This is a genomic window from Bariatricus sp. SGI.019 (assembly GCF_050315235.1).
GTDB lineage: Bacteria > Bacillota > Clostridia > Lachnospirales > Lachnospiraceae > JAFBIX01.
Map to the genome: position 1 here is coordinate 233,138 of NZ_JBNPOQ010000001.1, position 20,984 is coordinate 254,121.

The following is a 20,984-nucleotide window of genomic DNA, read 5'->3' on the forward strand; positions in this document are numbered from 1 at the left end:
TTATATTAACATAGTTATTCATATTTTTCAAGTATTTTTTCTTTTTTTTCTAATTTTCTTTTTCCTATACATTTTTCTCCACGGAGAGCCTTTTTTTCATCATGTTTTGAGCCCTTCCATCCGTTGACAAACCCGTCTAAATCCGATATGTTGAATAGGTATCTAAGATTATTATTACTTTTTATATAAGGAGCAAACATTTATGAAATCATTAGTTCTGGCTGAGAAGCCGTCTGTCGCCCGTGACATTGCCCGCGTTTTGAACTGTAAGAAAAGTATTGCCGGCGCAATTGAAGGTGAGAAATACATCGTCACCTGGGCTTTAGGGCATCTTGTCACATTGGCAGATCCAGAAGAATACGATAAGAAATTCAAGGAATGGAATATTTCCTACCTTCCAATGCTTCCAGAAAAATGGGAACTGGTTGTGATCAAGCAGACATCCAAGCAATACCACAACGTCAAATCTCAACTTTTCCGAAAGGATGTGTCTGAGATTATCATCGCTACTGACGCCGGGCGCGAAGGGGAATTGGTTGCACGTTGGATTCTTGATAAAGCAGGATGTCACAAACCAATCAAACGGCTCTGGATTTCTTCTGTGACTGATAAGGCTATCCGCGAGGGATTTGCCCACTTAAAAGATGGCCGTCAATATAATGCACTGTATTATGCTGCCAAAAGCCGTGCTGAAGCAGACTGGCTGGTTGGAATTAACGCTACTCGCGCCCTTACGTGCAAATATAATGCACAGTTGTCTTGCGGACGCGTTCAGACTCCAACCCTCGCGATTATTGCCCGCCGCGAAGCTGAGATTCGTTCTTTCAAACCCGAAGACTACTATGGGATAAAATGTACTACCAACTCCAGCCAGTACAACTCCCCGGTCACATGGACCTGGCAGAACGCCAAGACCGGAAGTCTTCGTTCTTTCCAAAAGGATGTTATGACTGATATCACTGCCAGACTGACCAGACAGATGTTGACCATCACCGATGTTCAAAAATCCGCTAAAAAAACATTTTCCCCAGGTCTCTATGACCTGACAGAATTACAGCGTGATGCTAACAAACGCTTTGGTTTCTCTGCCAAAGAAACCTTGAATATTATGCAGCGTCTGTATGAACATCACAAAGTACTCACTTATCCTCGAACCGATTCCCGCTACATCGGAACCGATATTGTCCCGACCATTAAAGAGCGGCTGAAAGCGTGTAACACTGGACCTTATAAGAAATACATTCCTGAACTTCTGAGAGGTCCGATTAGAACCAGTAAATCTTTTGTAGACGACAAAAAGGTCAGTGATCATCACGCAATTATACCGACGGAAGAATATGTGCAGCTTGATCACATGAGCAATGAAGAACGCAAAATCTATGATCTAGTTGTGCGCCGCTTTATCAGTGTTCTATCCCCGGCCTTTGAGTATGAGCAGACCACAATGAAAGCTTCTGCTGCCGGACAAAATTTTATTGCAAAAGGAAAGATTGTTCTATCTCCAGGCTGGAAAGCCATCTATGAAGCGGATAATATTGATGACGCGGATGAGGAAAATGATGCCGCCACATATGTATCCGAACAACCGCTTCCTGCTCTGGAAAAAGGCATGAAGTTTCCAATTGTGACGGTTTCTCTTACAACCGGAAAGACAAAACCACCAGCAAGATTTACCGAAGCAACCCTGCTAAGCGCTATGGAAAATCCAGTAAAATACATGGATTCCCAAGATGCAAAAGCACGAAAAACATTGGGGGAGACCGGCGGTCTGGGAACCGTCGCCACAAGAGCTGATATTATCGAAAAACTATTTCACTCCTTCTATATCGAGAAAAAAGGAACGGAGATTCTGATTACCTCCAAAGGAAAACAACTTCTGGAACTTGTCCCAAAGGATCTAAAAAAGCCAGAGCTTACTGCCCAATGGGAAATGGAACTCTCACAGATCTCCAAAGGGAATCACAAAGCAGATATATTCCTTCGTGAAATTATCGATTATACACAAGAACTCATTCAAGAAATCAAAAACGCTGACGGAACCTTCCGACACGACAACCTTACCAATACCAAATGCCCACGCTGCGGCAAACGAATGCTGGCAGTCAACGGCAAAAACGCTCGCCTTCTGGTATGCCAGGATCGAGAATGCGGTTATCGCGAAACCATTGCACGTCTAAGCAATGCCCGCTGCCCAAACTGCCACAAAAAGATGGAGCTAATAAAAAAAGGCGAAGACGAAACCTTCGTATGCCAATGCGGATACAAAGAAAAACTCTCCGCATTCAAAGCCAGAAGAGAAAAAGAAGGTGCCGGTGTCTCCAAAAAAGATGTACAAAAATATCTAAAAAAACAAAAAGACGAACCCATCAACAACGCCTTCGCCGAGGCACTACGCAAAATTGGGGACGGAGAAAAATAAAAAAACCTCCGTCCCTAATTTACCCTGTCCCTTTTATATGCCACAATCAGATCTACCATTCGATTATAACTTTCCACTCCATCTTTTTGTCCGTTTGCCTTTAAATATGTATCGTTCACTTTATTAGATACTTCTGCGACTGTCCCGTCATACCTTGCCCAGAATTCGTGATTCGCCTGCAGATCTGTCTCTGCCTCCGCGCTTAACTCACCGCGCACTTCTTCCCACGCATCGTAGTCAACTTTATACAATACATTCATGCAATGAATCCACCCCAGCATATTTCCGCTATATTGGAATGTTGCTTCCTCAGACTCGCGGCAGGCAAGAAATGCGATGAAGTTGGCCTCTTGCTCTTGCATAAATCCTCGTAAGTGCGACAGTTCGTGACAGATGGTAAACGGAATGTTATAATCAGTCATTGCCTGATTGTAATTGGCTTCTATGGTAAACGGAGAATATACCCCGCTCAGGTTCTGTATAGAAAGTATCCAAGAATTGAGCAATCCTTTTGGCTTTGGATAATATCCTTTTAACTCTGGATATATCTCGCCTAATTTTTGCATAGCAGTCACTGCCTGTTCCTCTGTCGACACCTCCAGCTCCATGGTTCCTTCTTGATTCCGTTCTACCGCATTGCTATATTGATTTACTTGTTCTGTCAGCCATACACATACTTCCTTCAACTCTTCAATTGAATATTCATCTGCCTGAATCTCAGAAGTTTCCGCAAACGAATCCTTATGATAATTCACTCCGCAATTCACCACATATAAGAAAAACAAGACTCCTACCGCTAAGAAAACATTACACAACCATCTATATCCTTCTTCTTTTCTCAATTTCTTCCGAATTATTCGAATCAGAAGCTGTGTACAAGACACCAGGAAAATAAGAATCATAAGATAAAGTAGTACTTCCGATACAGAAAATGGGAAATACCCCATCGCACGGCCAACTGTCTCCACCCATACTGGATAGATATGCGTGCTGTACCACTGGGCAAAGTCTTGGCACATTCTCGCAGTCAGACTCAAAATAATGCTAATTCCAATCAGTATACCGCTTATGATTACCTTAGTTTTTATACGATCATTTATTCTTATATTCTTATCATCTGAAAACTTTGACATTGTAAATTTACCCTTGTCTTATCATTTTTTCAATCTTTTCTATCAATATAGTATCACGCTGGTTTTTCCGTCTCAACCCTAAAAATGTACCAATCTGACAGTTTGATCTACTTCATAAATTCCCCAAAAACCCCTTTGACATCATCCAAAAAAACTGTTATGATACATGGTACAGCGTGTAGCAAAACTGCGTAAATCCGGTTGAATGCTACACGCTCTTTATTTTTATGTGAAGCGTGTGGCCCTGGGCATAAATCCAGCTCTTTGGCCACACTTTTTATTTTTCCAGAGATGTCTCTCACAAAATAATTAACATATGAAGGAGGAAAATATCATGGACCAAAAATCAAATCGTTTTTTGGAAACAGAACCAATCGGGGTATTGATGCGCAAATATTCTGTACCCTGTATTATCTCGCTGCTGGTAGCAGCACTTTACAACATTGTCGACCAGATTTTTATCGCCAATGCAAGCTATCTGGGATCTTATGGTAATGCGGCAAATACAGTCGTATTCCCACTGACGGTCGTGTCTCTGGCTATTGCAGTCATGATCGGTGATGGATGCTGTGCTTTCGTCAGTATCAGTCTGGGTGCCGGCAAAAAGGAGGACGCCCACAGAAGCATCGGCAGCGCCGTTATCCTATGTATCATCTGTAGTGTCATCCTGACTGCTGTATATCTTATCTTTCGGGAACCGATCCTGACCATGTTCGGTGGACGTGTCAATGAAGAAACTTTCAGCCAGGCCAGGGAATACTTCTTCTGGATTACGGTAGGTATTCCGTTCTATATGTTCGGTCAGGCCATGAATCCTATTATTCGTTCCGATGGAAGTCCCAAATTCGCTATGATTTCTACACTGGCAGGTGCATGCGCCAACATTATCCTGGACCCAATATTCATCTTTATCTTCAAATGGGGAATGATGGGTGCTGCAGTGGCAACCATCACAGGGCAGATTCTGACTGCTATTCTTGCCATCTGGTATCTGTGCCATATGAAAGCAATTCAACTTAAGAAAAACAGTTTTCGTATCCACAGAAAACTCTGTAAAAAATATCTTCCACTAGGAATCTGTAGTTTCTTATCTCAGATCTCGCTGGTTGCTTCCATGGCTGCAGTAAACAATATGATTCAAAAATATGGGGCAATGGACGAAATCTTCGGTCAGGCTGAGTATGCTCAGATTCCAATGGCAGTTGTAGGAATTGTTATGAAATTCTTCCAGATCGTTATCTCAATTGCAGTAGGTATGGCAGCCGGCTGTATCCCTATCGTAGGCTACAACATCGGCGCCAAACGAGATGACCGTGCCAAGAGCCTTTTCTCTCATCTGCTGATTGCTGAAGCCATCGCTGGTGCCGTCGCTACCGTTATTGTCATATGCTTCCCAAGACAATTAATCGGTATCTTCGGAGCATCCAACGAAAGCATCTACTATACCGATTTTGCAGTAAAAGCATTCCGAACCTACCTTTGTATGATGACCCTTGCCACTGTCAACAAAGCAACTTTCATCTACCTGCAGTCCATGGGAAAAGCTATGACTTCCACCATGCTGTCTTTGGTCCGTGAAGTTGTATTCGGTGTAGGTTTTGCATTAATACTTCCGCTTTTCTTTGGTCTGGACGGAGTCCTGTATTCTATGCCGGTATCCGATATCCTTACATTCATCATTTCTCTGATTGTAATTGTATACACATATAAAACACTTAATAAGAAAATCGCACAAGAAAAGGAGACGGTAAAATGAAAAACAGAGTCATTACTATCAGCCGTCAATTCGGCAGCGGCGGAAGAACCATCGGAAGAAAAGTAGCCGAACAATTAGGAATCCCTTGTTATGATCATGAACTTATTGAAAAAATCGCCGAAGAAAGTGGATTTGCAAAAGAATATATCGCAGAACGCGGCGAATATTCTTCCCACGGTGGCTGGTTTGCCAATGCTTTCTCTGACCGAGATTTTTACGGACATTCCACACAAGATGACTTGTGGGCAATTCAGCGAAAAGTCATTTTGAAACTGGCAGAAGAGGGACCTTGCGTCATCGTAGGACGTTGTGCAGATTATATTTTAAGAGACGAGGCCGACTGTCTGAACGTATTTATTCACGCAAGCATTGCCAAACGTGCCGAACGAATCGTTGAGCAATACGGCGAACGTGAAGTTTCTCCTGAAAAACGTCTGAAAGACAAGGATAAACGACGCGCTTCTTACTATCAGTTCTATACAGATCAGAAGTGGGGCGCTATGCAGAATTATCACATTGCATTGGATAGTGGCGTCCTCGGCATCGAGAAATGCGCTGAGATTCTTGCCGGACTGTTTTAGTTTAGGTCTACCCTCCGCCAGAGGAAGCTTCTACCAGTCGTTTCCTCTGGATATATGATACCCTGTAAAAGAAGCGAAGAGATATTCCCGCACAAATCTCTTCGCCTCTTTTCTTTCTACCTCAGATTTTCATAGGATTAACATGGACCATGATATGCTTGATCTTCGGAAATTTTCGTTCTATATCATGGTGAACTTCTTCCGCTATATCATGCGCCTTTTGTAATGGCAAAGAACCATCCAGCGCAATCTCAATATCCACATATATTTTATTTCCAAATATACGTGTCTGGAGCAAGTCGATTCCTTCTACTGCTTCATTCTCCATCACGCAGTCAGATATCTGCTTTTCCGTCTCGTCATCACAAGAATGATCCACCATCTTATCCACTGCATCCCTGAAAATGTCATATGCTGCTTTTATGATAAATACAAAGATAACCAGACTGGCAATAGAATCCATGATTGGGAATCCCAGCCTTGCTCCTGCGATACCGATCAATGCTCCAACAGAAGAAAATGCATCCGAACGGTGATGCCATGCATCTGCCATCAGTGCACTGGAATCGATTCTTCTGGCATTAATCTTCGTGTACCAGAACATAGCTTCCTTACTGACAATGGATACAATTGCCGCAATCAGCGCCAGCATTCCCGGAATCTGCAATTCATTATAGTTACCAGACAAAATGTTTTTCAATGCTTCCATCCCTATGCCAAGTCCGGTAATAAAGAGAACCATCGCTAAGACAATCGCCGCCACACATTCCAGCCGTTCATGGCCATAAGGATGGTTTTTATCGGATTCTTTCGACGCAAGCCGAATTCCAATAATCACAACAATCGTGCTGAACACATCCGAAGCCGAATGAACCGCATCACTGATCATCGCATTGGAATGAGCGATAATTCCTGCAAGAAGCTTTCCTAGCGCAAGCGCAATATTCCCTACGATCGACACCATCGAGACCCTGTTTGCGACCTTTTGGAATTCATCATTCGTTATTCTGTTTTCTTCCATATTAGTTACCTCCCAAACGTAAGATAGCTCTATGGCACTAAATATATTGTGGGGATTTTTATGATATGCTTCACAAAAAAAGAATAAACAACACCCACGAATCAGTATTAGCAACTACTGTCCCGTGGATGTTACTTCCACTGTCACTTACGAAAACTGCCACCGGCAGCTTACGGAATCTGCCAGTGGCAACTTACTTCAGATGCCCGGCAATTTCTGCGACCCGACTCCATGACATCCTGTCACGGTCTGCTCAGTTTGTACTGTAGATCTATATGCAGTGCAAAGAGTGTATTAAATGTAACACAAAAATTGCCATTTAGCAATAAAATTTTTATTTACTTGCAGTGTTGCCTGTTACAAGTAAAAAATGCAGAAAGACCTGCTGTGATCGGAACCGAAAGGATAACCGCCATACTTCCCGTTAAGCTGTGTATCAATTCAATCGCCACATAATCAGAGCTTAAGATCTGATTAAACTGTGCTCCATATGCAATCATTACCAGAAGTGCCGTAATGCTACTTCCGGCAAATGCCAAAATTAAAGTCTCACACATAGTTCCTATCATATCCTGTCCGATAGAAATTCCTGAACGGAATACTTCTGTCATATACATTTCCGGATGAATTTCCTTCATTTCAAACAAAGCTGAAGCTACTGACATGGTCATGTCCATCACCGCTCCCAACGATGCAATCAGAATTCCGGTAAATAAGGTCTGTCCAACCTTAAGACCCGTTGCACCCTGAACAATAATCAATTCCTCTGCTTCCTCCAGATTAAATCCACTCAGATGCAGAATCCCAGAAAATATATAATAGAAAACAGCTGCTAATATAACTCCTGCCATAGTCGCTGTAATTGCGGTAAATGTCTTCTCACTAAATCCGTTGAGCAATAACATAGAAAATACTGCAATTAAGAATGCACAGATGATTCCCATCCCGATAGGTGACCATCCATGATAAACAGCCGGTAACAGAAAATCAATAATCAGGAAAAGTGCAAAGCAAAGACCAATCATACTCTTTACTCCTTTTCTTCCTCCGACCAAGATCATAAACACGGCAAACATTACCAATATCATGGAAATACCCACCGTCCTGTCATAATTAAATACGGTATAATATGGTTCCAGACCTTCTGAAGCATCCACCTTGATAATCAATCTTTGTCCCACACCTGTGGCAATGTTATGAGTTGCGCTCAATTCATTCTTAACTTCAATCTCCTGTCCTTTAAGGCTTCCGCTCTTCATGACAACTTTTAAGGTCTGTACACCACGATACCTGTTGCTTCCTTCCTCCTGACTTAACTCTTCTGCCAGAATCCGGGTCACAACTCCTCGTTCGTAAGTAGAAGACTCAGAAGTATACATAATATATTCCACTGGGAACCATCGGTTCAGCACCAGTGTCATGATGACAATAACTGTCATCATGGTAATGACCAATAGATCCGCTTTTTTATTCTGTATCTTTCCCTGTAATATCTTCTGCCCGTTCACTTCTTGTTTCCTGCTTTCTTTGTATTTTATCGAATACTGCGTCTGCGAAGAACAACTACGGCTGCTCCTGCTGCTAACAGCATAAACACGCCAAATAACACAAGCGGTGCCTCGTCGCCGGTCTTCACAGTTGTTTCCTTAGATGACTGACTGGTTCCTGCCGTTGCCAAACCATTTCCCTTTCCATTGTTGTCTGTCTGTCCATTCCCTGAACCCGTACCCGAAATCTGTCCTGGGTTCTCATCTGGATTTTCACTTGGGTTTTCATCTGGATTCTGACCTGGATTTTCATCAGTATTCTTAACAACTTCTACAAGCTGTTCCGCACTAGCCGTCTTTCCATATGTATCTGTCACATCATATACAATACGATAATTTCCAGTCTTGGATGTGTCTACATACTGTACTTGCTCACCTGTATCTGCATTATAAACGGTTACATGTACAAGCTCTGTAATATCATTTCCTTCATAGTCCTGTGCGCTGACACCCGTCATCGGATTGAATGCTTTTCCATCCTGTATATTGTAATAAGATGTATATCTCTCAGAACCATTGTCATGATTGCCCACATTGGTTGCCAGTGGAATCAAGCGCATTGCATCCGGAGAGAGGAATCCTTCATATTCAGTATCGCTATCTCTGGAATTCACCTGATCTCCTGCACTTAACAGGAAACTCGTCTGCGGAAATGCCTGCAATGATCTGCTCATGGTATTCTGCCAGTTTGTAGTATCAGCTGCTGAATTGCCACTTGCTCCGATCTGCGGATCTCCTGCAAACAAGAAACTGAATTCCTGATCCTGTCCCAATGCCTGTGTGGTAAATGAGTAAGTGTCAGACCACTTTTCATCATTTCCTACTCTATACAGATAGGTTGTGTTTTCTTTCAAATCTGTCATGGTAGCCTTGCAACTCTTAAGACCGTTTACTGCACTATCAGTTTGTGTAGCTGTATAGCTTACTGCATCTGCCGGGAATTCATTCCCTTCGACCCATCCCTCTGGTTTTGTCGCCACCTGCACATATGCCTCTTTATCAGAGCTTGCCATCCAGGTAATATTTCTCTGTGTTTCGTCACTTCCAATATTCAGAGAGATATATTTGACTTCTTTCTCCGGCACTGCTGTACCAAATGTCAGAGACTGAAAATCAAGATAAACATCAGAACTCGATGGTCTTCCGTTGTGAAGTTCTACAGACACCACATTTCCTGTTCCTTTCAGATTCAAAGCCGCAATCTCTGTGAAATTAATTTCTCCTGTCTTCGGAGCACTTGCATTTGAGCCTCCATATCCATTTTCATCAAAGGAACCATCATCATATCCTGCAATCCTTACTCCATTAATGTAAACGGTTACAGCATCATCATAAAGAAGACTTCCCGTGACGGACTGTACGATTGTCGGATCTTCCAGATCAAATGTTTTGCGGAAATAGTAGACTGGAATATCATTCGAAGTTCCCTCAATGTATTGGTTTAACAAAGTCTTAGGAGTACAGCCGCCACCAAAGTCCGCAATCACACCATTCTTGGCACCAAAACTGCCTGCCGCCGTCTTCCATGTTTCCGTCACCGTCTCGCTGGTCTTCCAGCCATCAGCCGGTGCCTGATTGTCATCTCTGTACTGCCACTGCGTATTGGCATCTACAATTGTGATATTGTCTGTATCCTCTTCTGCACGAACAGCTCCAGATTGCCCCGGAAAGGATAAGCCTGCTGTGACAATAAGAGCCAGGGCAATCAATACGCTGGCAATTCTTTTCTTTTTTCTCATTATCTTTTTCATCCTCCTTGTAATAATAGATTCAGAAAAAATATACTGTAACAATGTAAAATCTTATTTCTCTTTTGTAAAAATCTTTGTAATATTTGAGTTAAATATTTCATATCAAATAAACCAGCATATCGAAAAAAGCGCAGAGATTGTACTAAAAATCTCTGCGCCTTGTAATACAAAAAATCCGTAAGCATCTGCCTACGGATTATAAAAAACTCCCCGAGTTGGGCTCGAACCAACAACCCCACGGTTAACAGCCGTGTGCTCTACCATTGAGCTATCGAGGATTACTACTTTTCTAGTATAACTCTCCCCAATCTATTTTGCAAGAATTTTTATTACCATATTTTCAATATTTTTGAGAATACGGGCGCTCACCAAGCGCCCGTCATTTTTATCTATTATTATTCAAAAAAGCATTCTGCATTCATCCAGTCTCGCTTAAAATTATTGATATAATGCTCTGTTAATGGATTCGGTGAAGTAAAGGTATCTTCAAAAACATGATATGGAAGTGTAAGGCAATCTGCTCCTGCCATAAAGTAGTCGACAATTTCCTGTGATTTTTCTATAGATGCAGCTAAAATCTTTGTATCTATATTTAATTTTTTATATACCGTTGATATTTGCGAAAGTGTATCGACACCTTTATACCCTATGATATCATTTTGTCCTGTGTATGGCGCAACATATGTGGCTCCGGCCTGTGCACACAGAACGGCTTCTGCGGCAGTCAATATCGCAGTTGCACATGTTTTAATTCCCAGCTCACTTAACCTTGCAATTGCTTCTACTCCATGGTAATTAGCAGGAATCTTTACGACCATATTATCTCCTGCAGAATTAATACGCTTCCCATCTGCGACCATATCTTCAACTGTTTCCCCAACAACCTGACCAAATACTGGCATATCAGGGAGTAATTCTGTGATCGCTTTAAGTATTTTTATACCATCTTTTCCTTCTTTTGAAATAATCGAAGGATTCGTTGTAACTCCCTCGATAAGATTTTTATTTTTTAGAATTTCTAATTCCTTTATATTTGCTGTATCTGCTAATAATCTCATAATAAACCTCCTAAAATAATCCTTTACAACAAAAAACCTATAGGTCAATATCCAACTCTCCGAGTTGGGCTCGAACCAACAACCCCATGGTTAACAGCCGTGTGCTCTATATCTTTTATAACACTCCGCAATCTATTTTGCAAGGGCTTTTTTATTTTTTACAAATATTTATTTCAACTCTAAAATTGGAGAGATACGCCCTTTAAGCACTACGACAACTTAAAGGGCATATCAATATATCTGCAGATCATTAACGGATTGTTATACTCCACTGATTGCAATAAGTCTCACCAGTTCCCAGACGTACCAGATCACTCTTATTGCTGAACTCTTCTACCACATCTTGTCTGGATGGAAGGGAAGTCCATGGTTCAATACAAATATAGGGCGCTTCGGTTTTCGGCGCATGCCAGAATCCTAGATAAGACATCTTAGGATAAGATACCGTAACACTTCTTGTTCCTTTGTCCGATTTTAATGTCACTTCCCCCGGCATATTCTGAAGAACAATAGCATCATCATCGAACATATCATGTCTCATTCTTATCTTCTGCCCATCTTCTAATGGAAATTCTTTATTGATTCCATTCAGGAAACAAGTTTCTGTATGACCAACCCTGTCCGGGCAACCTTTTCCCGAAAACTCCAGATAATAATCTGAAAATTCCAGGCCATCTTCCAGCGGTACCTTGAATCCGGGATGTCCGCCGATTCCAAAATACATCATCTTATCTGAATTGTTCCGAACCTGATATCCTATCTTAATCTGATTTTCATCTAGTTCATAACTCACGCGCAAAACAAAATGATACGGATAGGACTCATATGTTTCTTCTGTATCCTCCAGTTCCATAACGATTCTTTCTCGGTCATGCTCTACTACCCGATACGGAAGGCTTCTTGCGAATCCGTGAATCCCCATGCAGTATTCTTTTCCATTAAGAGTGTACTTTCCTTCTGTAAATCTTCCTACAAAAGGGAACAGAATCGGAGCTCTTTCCGGCCAGTATTTCTGATCTCCACTCCAGAGATACTCAACGCCATCTTTTGAGACAGACTGCATCTCTGCACCGGTAGCAGCTATCTTAACCGTCATGCATCGATTACTAATCTCATAATTCACGTTCATTCCTCCCACTATTCTGCATCCGGATATTCGGTACACAGCAGACGATATGCCGGCTCATCTTCTTCGATCGTCGGAAATCTTCCCATTCTCTCATAGAAGAAGTTATCATTCTCATCGTCATTGCACATAGATACTTCACCGAGAAGAACGGATCCACCGGTCTGCGGAACCACAAAATCATGGAACAGATAAGGTGTGATCGTAATACTCTCGCCTGGTTTCAGAAGTACCTTTGTTCCTGCAGGAACAGTTTCTTTTTTACCATCTTTATAGATCTCAACATCTGTATCCAGTTTTTCCATCTCCGGTGTTCCATTGTATACAGTAATGTAGATATCATTTCCACCACGATTGATGATGTCCTCCATCTTGGACACATGATAATGCAACGGCGCTGTCTGTCCTTCATATAACATCAAAAGCTTCTCTGCGTATGTTTTCGGATACTTCTCAGGCATCTTCTGATTGCCGTTACGAATCGTAAGAAGCGCAAATCCAACTTCATCGAACTTGCCAAGTCCATAATCGGTAATGTCCCACCCCAGTTTATTGTCACGGATCTCATCATATTCATGTCCTATGCTGTTCCATTCTTCTGCTGTCCACTTTGCAAATGGAGGGATCTCAAATCTGTGCTCATTGATCAACTGCTCCATGTCTTTAATAACCTGATTAATTCTTGAACGTTTCATATTATTTCCTCCAAACATTTTATTCTTTTTAAAATTTACTATAAAAAACGAACAGCAAGACACTTTCATGCATGAAGCATTCAAAAGAGCCCCGCTGTTCTACATTATCACTTTTACACCTTGTATTCTGATAATATAATCTCAGGCCTATCAGCCTGCTTCTTTTTAATTAGTTCCGCATTTGTGACAAAGTTCAAAAGAGCATCTATGACTGCAGTTTCATTCAAATGCGCAAAACCTTTATAATAATTAAAAGGTTCTTCTGTTCCTGCCGAAATCAGTACGTAATCTGCAAGATTCGCTACTGGTGAATTTGCATAAGCAGTAATCGCAATCGCTTTTAATCCTTTTTCCTTTCCAAGCTCCAATCCCTGAATCACTTGCTTGGATGTACCTGATTGAGAAATTGCAACCAATATATCATCTGAATCAGCCAAATTTACATTATTCAAAAAATATTCTGCGGCAACATTATATGTGCTTTTAATTCCTAATCTTCCAAGACGGAATCCCATATACTGAGTTAATGGACATGTATTTCCTACGGCCAGAAGATGCGCCTGCTTACATGACTTCAATAGATTCACGCAATTCCACATGACATCGGCATCTATCCTTCGCCCTATTGCGATAATATTCTCCGCATATTCCCGAAATTGCTTTTCCACTTCATCATGCGTCTGTACGCGATTAACCGTCTCATACTGCTGTCTTCCCAGATCCTTCGCCAGCGTAATACGGAATTCATAAAATCCAGTATATCCTATATGGTGACACATCCTTACAACCGTTGCATCACTCACACCACTTTGCTTTGCCAGTTCAGACACATTAGAATCCACCGTCTTTTGTGGATTTTTTAAGACAAAATCCGCTACTTTTTTTTCGGCTGAAAAAATGCAGTTATAGTTCTCTTTTATTACCTCGAGAACCCCCTTATTCAGCATACTCTCTTTTTTCACTTTGACACCTTTCCTTGAAGGGAGAGCCCAAAAGGCTTAGTATAAAGAAGCTTTTCCAATTGTCTGGAAGAGTTCTAATTTATGTTTTGCACACTCTTTCATAGCTTCCATACATTGAGGCTCAATTACATTTGGCTCTCTTACCCCTTCATCTTTTAATACTTCTCTCATTTTCTGGAAATATGCAACCTTGATATCAGAAGAAATATTAATCTTATTGATTCCAAGTGTTACAGATTCTCCAATTTCTTTGTCCGGATTGTTCGATCCACCATGAAGAACCAATGGAATATCCACTTTTGCTTCAATTTCTTTCAAGATATCCAGTTTAAGTTCTGGTTTCATTCCTGCTGGATATAAACCATGACATGTTCCAATTGCAACAGCAAGTGTATCTACGCCTGTCTCTGCAACGAATTTTGCTGCATCGTCTGGATTTGTGTAAATGATTTTTGCTGTTCCGCCTTCGAAATCTGCCGGATCAGTAGATCCGATAGTTCCAAGTTCTGCCTCAACAGATACATTTGCAGGATGTGCTGCTTCTACTACTTTCTTAGCACCTGCAATATTTTCTTCAAAAGGAAGCTCTGCACCATCAAACATTACAGATGTAAATCCTGACTGGATCGCATAAATGATTGTTCCAAAATCACTGCAGTGATCCAGATGAATACATACTGGCACTGGTGACTTATATGCTCTTTCCTTAATAGCTAAAACCATTTCTGGTCCAGTAAAGCTTAATTCATCTGGATGAATCTCAATGATAACCGGTGAATTAGTTTCCTCGCAAACATCCATAATTCCCAAAAACATTGAGTAATCGGAAATATTAAATGCCGGAATCGCAAATTTGTTCTCTTTTGCTACTGCCAAGATGTCTTTCATATTCATTAACATAATTTAGTCCTCCTCTAGAAATATAATACTATACATTATCACTTTTTTCTATAAAATATTTTTTAGAAACACATTTGTACACCGCCTAAGAATGAATCACCCAATCCAATGGTATATTTAGGTTTATCAATATATTTAGACGGTACTAATGTTACTTCATCCGCATATTTGCTTTCTATGACTTTACTGTAATTCTCGATCCCCTTCGGGCTCAGTTCAAAGGTAAGAACTTCTCCAATCTGTTCCTTCGTACCATAGCTTCCGTTCTGTGCCTTCGCAGTAGCCAACATATTTCCATACATCAGCCCTTTCTCAATATCTGCTTTCAGTTTTTCACCTACATACATAGAATAATCTTTAGTATGAATGATAATACCCTTACGAATACCAAATTTTTCCCGAATAAATTTTGCACCTTCAACACAGGAAATAATATCACTAATATCTACATCAAAATCATACATTTCTTTTAATGTATATTTCAGTTCTTCTTCATTCAGGCTGACAATATCCACACAAGAGCATACCGTCTCCAAACAAAGCTTTCTCACTGAAATATCATGGAAGTGTGCATCTTCAAAGAATACTATGCCTTCCGGATTATTTTCTCGATATTTCATGACATGCTGTCCTGCAAAATCCAAATGTTCCTTCAAAACTTCCGGATCTAAAAGCGCATTAAAGCTGGACAATACATTACTGCTTACATGTTCTGCATTTTCTTCAACCCATTTAAAATAAGGTTTATAAAACGGAACATATTCATTCACCGTAATCTTTGTTAAAATCAATCGGTTCGAGCAAGGAATCTCTGCTTCTTGATCGCCCAGACAAATTATATCGCCTTTTTTAAACTGTATAATACAGTGTATTTCCTGATCCTGAGTCTGGACAATTCCATCCGTATGTACCAATTCTCCCGTTTCAGAAACTGTATAAACATATGGAGACTCTAACAACTTACATACCTCTTTGGAGTCATCTGTAAGATGCACAACAGACGGACACCCCACCTGAGCAAGTGCCAAAGCAGCCTGAACTGCCGTTCCGCCCATTCCATACTGTGCAGAAAAACACTCTTCCAAGAGTTTTGTATTCTCTATGTCTGCTTCTCCGCCTATTCCTCGGGTACAATAATACACGATTGTCTGGAGCAATTCTTCCATAGTGTGAACCTTTTCCGGAACCTCCATCTGTGAAAGATCGCCATCTGGAAGGTATTCTGCAAGCAATTCATTCAATCTTTCAACCTGAAAATCGCACAAAATATCTAAGTTGCTGGTATAGCCCATTGCTGTATAACGCTTCTCAGACACGCGCTTTTCCACTGTCTCATCCATTGTCTCATATGCCTGCCTGTATTTTTGTTCAATCTGTAATACATTCATCACTATTGAAATCCTCCTAATATCATCTGTCTTAACTCTTTACTGATCCTGCCGTCATACCAGCGATAAAGTATCTCTGGAAGAATAAGAATAATACAAGTATCGGTAATGATCCAAGTACACTCATTGCCATCATCTGATTCCATTCATATGAATGCTGTCCCATCAATAAATTGATACCTACCGGAACCGTACGCATTTCATTCGTCTTTGTCAATGCCAGAGCAAACAAATATTCATTCCATGCCTGCATGAACGTATACATTCCTACTGATACCAGACCAGGAACAGCTGTAGGAACCAAAATCTTCCATAACGCCTTCCAACGAGAACCGCCATCGATCATAACAGCTTCATCCAATTCTTTTGGAAGAGTATTCAGATATCCTGTTGTCATTAAAATACAATATGGAAGCGTAAATACCAAATATGTCAGAACAAGTGCTGCATATGTGTTGTATAATTTTAAACTTACGATCAAGCTCAAATACGGAATCAGCAAAGTAATCGGCGGTACAGCCTGTACAGCAACAATAACTGTATTGATAACACCCTTTCCTCTAAAGTCAAAACGGCTAAATGCATAAGATGCCATAATTCCAATAATAAGAGTAATCACTACTACCAGTCCAGCTATAATGTAACTATTAATAAAAAACCTTACCTGTTCCGGGTTTGTAAAGATTGCTTTATAAGCATCCAAACTAAAATTTTCAGAAATCCATGTCGGCGGCCACGCAAAAATCTCCGCATTAGGCTTAAATGAGTTCAAGAACATCCAGACAATCGGAAAAACCGCCCACAAAGTACCAATGATCAATACTATGATAACTAAAATCTGAACTGAAATTTTTTTCTTTCCTATCATACTTTAATCCTCCGATCTTTGTTGTCTGACATAGAAGATTCCAATAATCGTACATACAATAAGAAGAATTACGGCTGCAGACGATGCCATTGAATACTGATATTTCGTAAAGCCCTGTTTGTATATATATGTACTAATTGTCTCGGTTGCATTGACCGGTCCGCCTCCTGTAGTCATCCAAATCAAAGCAAATTGCTGCAATGTCCAAACAAAATCTAACATCAGAAGACTGACAAGAATTGGTTTTAGTTGAGGAATTGTAATTCTGAAAAATGTCTGAATAGCATTCGCGCCATCCAATGCGGATGCCTCATATAAATCTCCTGAAATTCCCTGTAATCCTGCCAAAATACTAATCATATAGAAAGGATATCCCGACCAAATATTAATCACTGTAACCGCTTTAAGCGCAATATCTCTCGTTGCCAGGAACGATACGTTTTTATCAACTATGTGCATAGATGTAATAAGATAGTTGATTACACCATTCGGATCTAACATCATTCTCCAGAGAATTGCGATAACAGATGCTGTAAACATCCATGGCAAAGCATAGATTACTCGGAAAATACCTTTTACTCTAACACCAAGGTATCTTGTATTCAATACCATTGCAAATAACATACCAATTAAAAGATGTGCTACAATGCTGACGATAACAAAGAAAAGCGTATTCCTTATTGCGACCAGGAATGTTGGGTCCGTCAGTACTGCTTTATAGTTCTGCAATCCAACAAAAACAGGATTCTTATTAACAATCACATTATCGAAGAAGGAATATCCGATAACCATGATAATAGGTACAACCAGCAGAACAATCATTAATGCAACTGTTGGTAAAAGATATAAATATGGTGTTGCCTGTTTCCTCAAAACATCCTTTTTGCTTCCTGCCGGCCTTGTCATTACTTTATTCCCCTTTGCCAATCATCCCACCTCCTTCATTTTTTGAGAAATATAGGCTGCGCGAATATACGCGCAGCCTATATTCTTTAACTCTTTACCTTATAGTTCTGTCCGATTTTTATTCAAAAGCAGGTGCCCAGCTTTCCTGTGCTGCACTCAACATATCTGCTGCAGATGCTATATCTCCATCCAGATATAATACAAGCTGCTCATTGAAGCTTCTCATCAAATCTTCAGATGTAGGAGCACCTGTGAATTCGTTGATAGCATAACCTGTCTGGAAGTTATCGTATGCTTTCAGGAATAATTCATCGTTTTCAGAATAATCAGGCTCTGCAGTTGCATTTCCTGGGAAAGCGTTTGCAAGCTGAGCTAATTTAGCATTTACTTCTGGGCTCATAAGATATTCTACAAACTGCCATGCTTCTTCTTTGTTCTCGCAGTTTTCTGCAATACCGATACCCCAGTTAGCAACGTCCATTCCGCTTTCGCCTTCATAACCATCCATTACAGGCATCTTAGCATAGTCAAAGTTAAGGTCTGGACTTTCTTCTTTGATCAGTGTCAAGTGAGCAATTGCATCTACCATGAATGCAAGACGTCCGTTCTCGAACTCGTTAACCATATCCTGCTCTTTCATAGCTTCAGCACCATCAGAGAGGTATCCGTTGTCTTTCATTTCTTTTACGAAATCAACAACTTTCTCAAGATTTTCATTACCTTCAAGGTTCGGTTTTCCATCTTCTAACATAGCTCCGCCTGATGCCCACAGCCATGTCATGAACTGATTCTGAATACCGTTAGGAGCTTCAGAAGATAATGGAATTGCAAATGCAGTTGCATCTGTATTAGATACGATCTTATCACATGCATCCAAGAACTCTGACCATGTTGTTGGAACCTCAGAAACCCCAGCTTCCTCAAGGATGTCCATATTTACATATAATGGATATGCAAAGTTAACAACTGGAATCATGTATGTACTTCCATCTACCTGAATCTGATCTGATAACTGGCTGTCATCATAGCCTGCATCTGTCATCAAATCTGTCAAGTTTGCGATAGACTCCTGTTTTGCAAAATCATATACCCAAGATCCATCAAGACCAACTACATCAGCCATTGTTCCTGCTGCTGCACCAGCCGCGATCTGAGTCTTAGTATCTGCATAAGGATTGCTCAGAAGTTCAATGTTGATTCCTGTTTCCTCTGTGAAGTCATCACAGATCTCCTGAAGTGCTCCATCCGGAAGCTCTACGCCCCACCACTGTTGGAATTCAAGTGTAACGCCATCTCCGCTGTCTCCACTAGCTTCTTCTGAATCTCCGCTGCTGCTAGATCCACAAGCTGCTAATGAAAGTACCATTGCGCCAACCAGACCAACTGAAAGCATTTTCTTCATGATTGTTCTCTTTTTCATTAATAGTTCCTCCTTTAAATGAAATTTTATTTCAGCATTTTGTGAAAAAAATTTTTAAGGCAAATTTCCGAATATCACATATGGATGGATTTTTATGTCTATATTCGCTAATTTATCCTTATTTTTCTTCCACTTTTTATGCTGTTTTAATTATATTATAAAATATTTTTTCATATTGTCAATATGTATTATTGCTAAATTTAAATTATGTGTAAGAAATTTTATTTTTTCGTTAATTATTTCACTTATTACTGACGCGTCATGAAAATACATTTCTTACACATTAACATAAAAAGGGTCACAGCATTTAGTAATAGCTTTCCCAAATACTGTAACCCTTTTTCTCTCTTACTCCATAATTTCTTCTGGTGATGGAATAGAAGTCTGAGCTCCCTTTCTGGTTACTGCAATAGATGCCACCTTTTGTCCGAACACAATAGCCTCTCCACAGGTTTTTCCCTGACTTAGCGCCAAAGCAAATGCTGCAGTAAAACAGTCTCCTGCTGCAGTTGTATCTACTGCCTCTACCTTACATGCCGGATAATACTCTTCCGTTCCTTCTGCCACAAACAAGCACCCTTCGCTCCCAAGTGTAACCAATACATTTTTTACACCCTTTTTTAACATAGAACAGGCGCCTTCCTGAATTGCCTCTATCCCCTCAAGCGGCCTGCCTACCAATATAGAAAGCTCTGTTTCATTCGGCTTAATATAATCAATTCCTTTCCAGAAACTATCCGGAAGATCAGGAACTGCCGGAGCTGGATCCAAAATAACCGTCTTGCCAAGCTTTATTGCCATTTCTTTTACATATCTCACAGTCTCCAGAGGTATCTCCAACTGCATAATAATAATATCTGCCTTTTGAATTACATCCTCATTCTTCTGAATTAGTTCTTTTGTTACATCTGCGTTCGTACCTGCGATAATGATAATGGAATTCTCCCCACTATCTTCTACCGCTATAAATGCCTGTCCTGTTGTCCCTCCTTTAATCTCTGATATACCGGAAACATCCACTCCGACACTTTTCAGATTATTGACAAGAACTTTCCCTGGAGCGTCATCTCCCACTGCACCAATCATTTTAACTTTTCCAAGAAGCTTACCAACTGCGTACGCCTGATTCGCTCCTTTTCCTCCCGGGATCTGAGTTACACTCGTTCCGGCAAGTGTTTCCCCCGCTTTTGGCATTTGAGGAACCTCTATAACTGTGTCCAGGTTCAAACTTCCAACCACTACAATATTCTTCACTTGTTCTTCTCCCTTTTATTTTTAATATTTTGTACAAATTTCATCTCTGTAAATGTTTATCGTCTACTACATGTTCTGTAAAAACAGTATCATTTTAGACATTTTAAATCAACTAGCTATTATAACAAAACATTTTGAATGATAATAATCTTTTTTACATATGAAAAAAGACAGTCAAACTGACTGTCTTAAACTTATA

Annotated in this window: 17 protein-coding genes, 1 tRNA gene and 1 riboswitch; of the genes, 3 read left to right on the forward strand and 15 right to left on the reverse strand. The window is 40.5% G+C overall.

The annotated features are described in order from the left end of the window. The first annotated feature begins 202 nt into the window (after positions 1–202). On the forward strand, positions 203–2,419 hold the full coding sequence (locus tag ACQRD1_RS01315) for a DNA topoisomerase III (protein ID WP_235232971.1): 2,217 nt from the start codon (positions 203–205) through the stop codon (positions 2,417–2,419). A 14-nt stretch (positions 2,420–2,433) separates the two neighbouring features. On the opposite strand, the gene ACQRD1_RS01320 is transcribed toward ACQRD1_RS01315, so the two are convergent. Further along, positions 2,434–3,552, reverse strand: a complete 1,119-nt coding sequence (locus tag ACQRD1_RS01320) for a DUF3810 domain-containing protein (RefSeq protein WP_427786801.1) — start codon at positions 3,550–3,552, stop codon at positions 2,434–2,436. 334 nt (positions 3,553–3,886) lie between these two features. Between ACQRD1_RS01320 and ACQRD1_RS01325 the strand changes: the two genes are divergently transcribed. After that, on the forward strand, positions 3,887–5,308 hold the full coding sequence (locus ACQRD1_RS01325) for an MATE family efflux transporter (protein WP_427786802.1): 1,422 nt from the start codon (positions 3,887–3,889) through the stop codon (positions 5,306–5,308). Next, entirely contained in the window at positions 5,305–5,889 is a 585-nt protein-coding gene (locus tag ACQRD1_RS01330) for an AAA family ATPase (protein ID WP_235232974.1), read from the forward strand. Before ACQRD1_RS01325 ends, ACQRD1_RS01330 begins: the two co-directional genes overlap by 4 nt. A gap of 121 nt (positions 5,890–6,010) precedes the next feature. Here ACQRD1_RS01330 and ACQRD1_RS01335 read toward each other — a convergent pair whose 3' ends face one another. The 14 genes from ACQRD1_RS01335 to rbsK all read right to left on the reverse strand — a co-directional run bounded on the left by ACQRD1_RS01335 (position 6,011) and on the right by rbsK (position 20,785). Continuing rightward, positions 6,011–6,910 carry a cation diffusion facilitator family transporter gene (locus ACQRD1_RS01335; RefSeq protein ID WP_235232975.1) on the reverse strand — a complete coding sequence of 300 codons (900 nt, stop codon included), beginning with the start codon at positions 6,908–6,910 and terminating at the stop codon, positions 6,011–6,013. Between the two features lie 115 nt (positions 6,911–7,025). Next, positions 7,026–7,177: riboswitch (NiCo riboswitch) on the reverse strand. Between the two features lie 71 nt (positions 7,178–7,248). Continuing rightward, entirely contained in the window at positions 7,249–8,418 is a 1,170-nt protein-coding gene (locus ACQRD1_RS01340) for a YibE/F family protein (protein ID WP_427786803.1), read from the reverse strand. A gap of 26 nt (positions 8,419–8,444) precedes the next feature. Then, positions 8,445–10,196 (reverse strand): fibronectin type III domain-containing protein, encoded by a 1,752-nt coding sequence (locus ACQRD1_RS01345; protein WP_427786804.1) that lies wholly within the window; start codon positions 10,194–10,196, stop codon positions 8,445–8,447. Positions 10,197–10,414: 218 nt separating this feature from the next. Then, a tRNA-Asn gene (locus ACQRD1_RS01350) sits at positions 10,415–10,486 on the reverse strand. 117 nt (positions 10,487–10,603) lie between these two features. Further along, the gene (locus ACQRD1_RS01355; protein ID WP_427786805.1) at positions 10,604–11,266 is read right to left on the reverse strand and encodes a transaldolase family protein; all 663 of its coding nucleotides are present in this window, start codon (positions 11,264–11,266) and stop codon (positions 10,604–10,606) included. 250 nt (positions 11,267–11,516) lie between these two features. Beyond that, the gene (locus ACQRD1_RS01360) at positions 11,517–12,389 is read right to left on the reverse strand and encodes an aldose 1-epimerase family protein (RefSeq protein WP_173901360.1); all 873 of its coding nucleotides are present in this window, start codon (positions 12,387–12,389) and stop codon (positions 11,517–11,519) included. 14 nt (positions 12,390–12,403) lie between these two features. Beyond that, positions 12,404–13,087 carry a D-lyxose/D-mannose family sugar isomerase gene (locus tag ACQRD1_RS01365; RefSeq protein WP_427786806.1) on the reverse strand — a complete coding sequence of 228 codons (684 nt, stop codon included), beginning with the start codon at positions 13,085–13,087 and terminating at the stop codon, positions 12,404–12,406. A gap of 113 nt (positions 13,088–13,200) precedes the next feature. Then, on the reverse strand, positions 13,201–14,049 hold the full coding sequence (locus tag ACQRD1_RS01370) for a MurR/RpiR family transcriptional regulator (protein WP_427786807.1): 849 nt from the start codon (positions 14,047–14,049) through the stop codon (positions 13,201–13,203). Positions 14,050–14,085: 36 nt separating this feature from the next. After that, positions 14,086–14,949: a ketose-bisphosphate aldolase gene (locus ACQRD1_RS01375; protein WP_235232982.1), complete on the reverse strand. Its 864-nt coding sequence runs from the start codon at positions 14,947–14,949 to the stop codon at positions 14,086–14,088. Between the two features lie 62 nt (positions 14,950–15,011). After that, positions 15,012–16,337, reverse strand: a complete 1,326-nt coding sequence (locus tag ACQRD1_RS01380) for an ADP-dependent glucokinase/phosphofructokinase (RefSeq protein WP_427786814.1) — start codon at positions 16,335–16,337, stop codon at positions 15,012–15,014. Positions 16,338–16,368: 31 nt separating this feature from the next. Further along, positions 16,369–17,205: a carbohydrate ABC transporter permease gene (locus ACQRD1_RS01385; protein ID WP_427786808.1), complete on the reverse strand. Its 837-nt coding sequence runs from the start codon at positions 17,203–17,205 to the stop codon at positions 16,369–16,371. A 3-nt stretch (positions 17,206–17,208) separates the two neighbouring features. After that, a complete protein-coding gene (locus ACQRD1_RS01390) occupies positions 17,209–18,132 on the reverse strand; it encodes a carbohydrate ABC transporter permease (protein WP_427786809.1) in 924 nt (307 codons plus the stop codon). A gap of 97 nt (positions 18,133–18,229) precedes the next feature. Next, on the reverse strand, positions 18,230–19,531 hold the full coding sequence (locus ACQRD1_RS01395; protein ID WP_427786810.1) for an ABC transporter substrate-binding protein: 1,302 nt from the start codon (positions 19,529–19,531) through the stop codon (positions 18,230–18,232). A gap of 348 nt (positions 19,532–19,879) precedes the next feature. After that, complete coding sequence (rbsK, locus tag ACQRD1_RS01400) at positions 19,880–20,785, reverse strand: ribokinase (protein ID WP_235234328.1); 906 nt, start codon at positions 20,783–20,785, stop codon at positions 19,880–19,882. Positions 20,786–20,984: the final 199 nt, after the last annotated feature.

Coding starts and splice junctions, on each gene's coding strand:
- ACQRD1_RS01315 (WP_235232971.1), top strand. CDS start 203: ATGAAATCATTAGTTCTGGCTGAGAAGCCGTCTGTCGCCCGTGACATT.
- ACQRD1_RS01335 (WP_235232975.1), bottom strand. CDS start 6,910: ATGGAAGAAAACAGAATAACGAATGATGAATTCCAAAAGGTCGCAAAC.
- ACQRD1_RS01395 (WP_427786810.1), bottom strand. CDS start 19,531: ATGAAAAAGAGAACAATCATGAAGAAAATGCTTTCAGTTGGTCTGGTT.
- ACQRD1_RS01375 (WP_235232982.1), bottom strand. CDS start 14,949: ATGTTAATGAATATGAAAGACATCTTGGCAGTAGCAAAAGAGAACAAA.
- ACQRD1_RS01345 (WP_427786804.1), bottom strand. CDS start 10,196: ATGAGAAAAAAGAAAAGAATTGCCAGCGTATTGATTGCCCTGGCTCTT.
- ACQRD1_RS01325 (WP_427786802.1), top strand. CDS start 3,887: ATGGACCAAAAATCAAATCGTTTTTTGGAAACAGAACCAATCGGGGTA.
- ACQRD1_RS01355 (WP_427786805.1), bottom strand. CDS start 11,266: ATGAGATTATTAGCAGATACAGCAAATATAAAGGAATTAGAAATTCTA.
- ACQRD1_RS01380 (WP_427786814.1), bottom strand. CDS start 16,337: ATGAATGTATTACAGATTGAACAAAAATACAGGCAGGCATATGAGACA.
- ACQRD1_RS01385 (WP_427786808.1), bottom strand. CDS start 17,205: ATGATAGGAAAGAAAAAAATTTCAGTTCAGATTTTAGTTATCATAGTA.
- ACQRD1_RS01320 (WP_427786801.1), bottom strand. CDS start 3,552: ATGTCAAAGTTTTCAGATGATAAGAATATAAGAATAAATGATCGTATA.
- ACQRD1_RS01330 (WP_235232974.1), top strand. CDS start 5,305: ATGAAAAACAGAGTCATTACTATCAGCCGTCAATTCGGCAGCGGCGGA.
- ACQRD1_RS01365 (WP_427786806.1), bottom strand. CDS start 13,087: ATGAAACGTTCAAGAATTAATCAGGTTATTAAAGACATGGAGCAGTTG.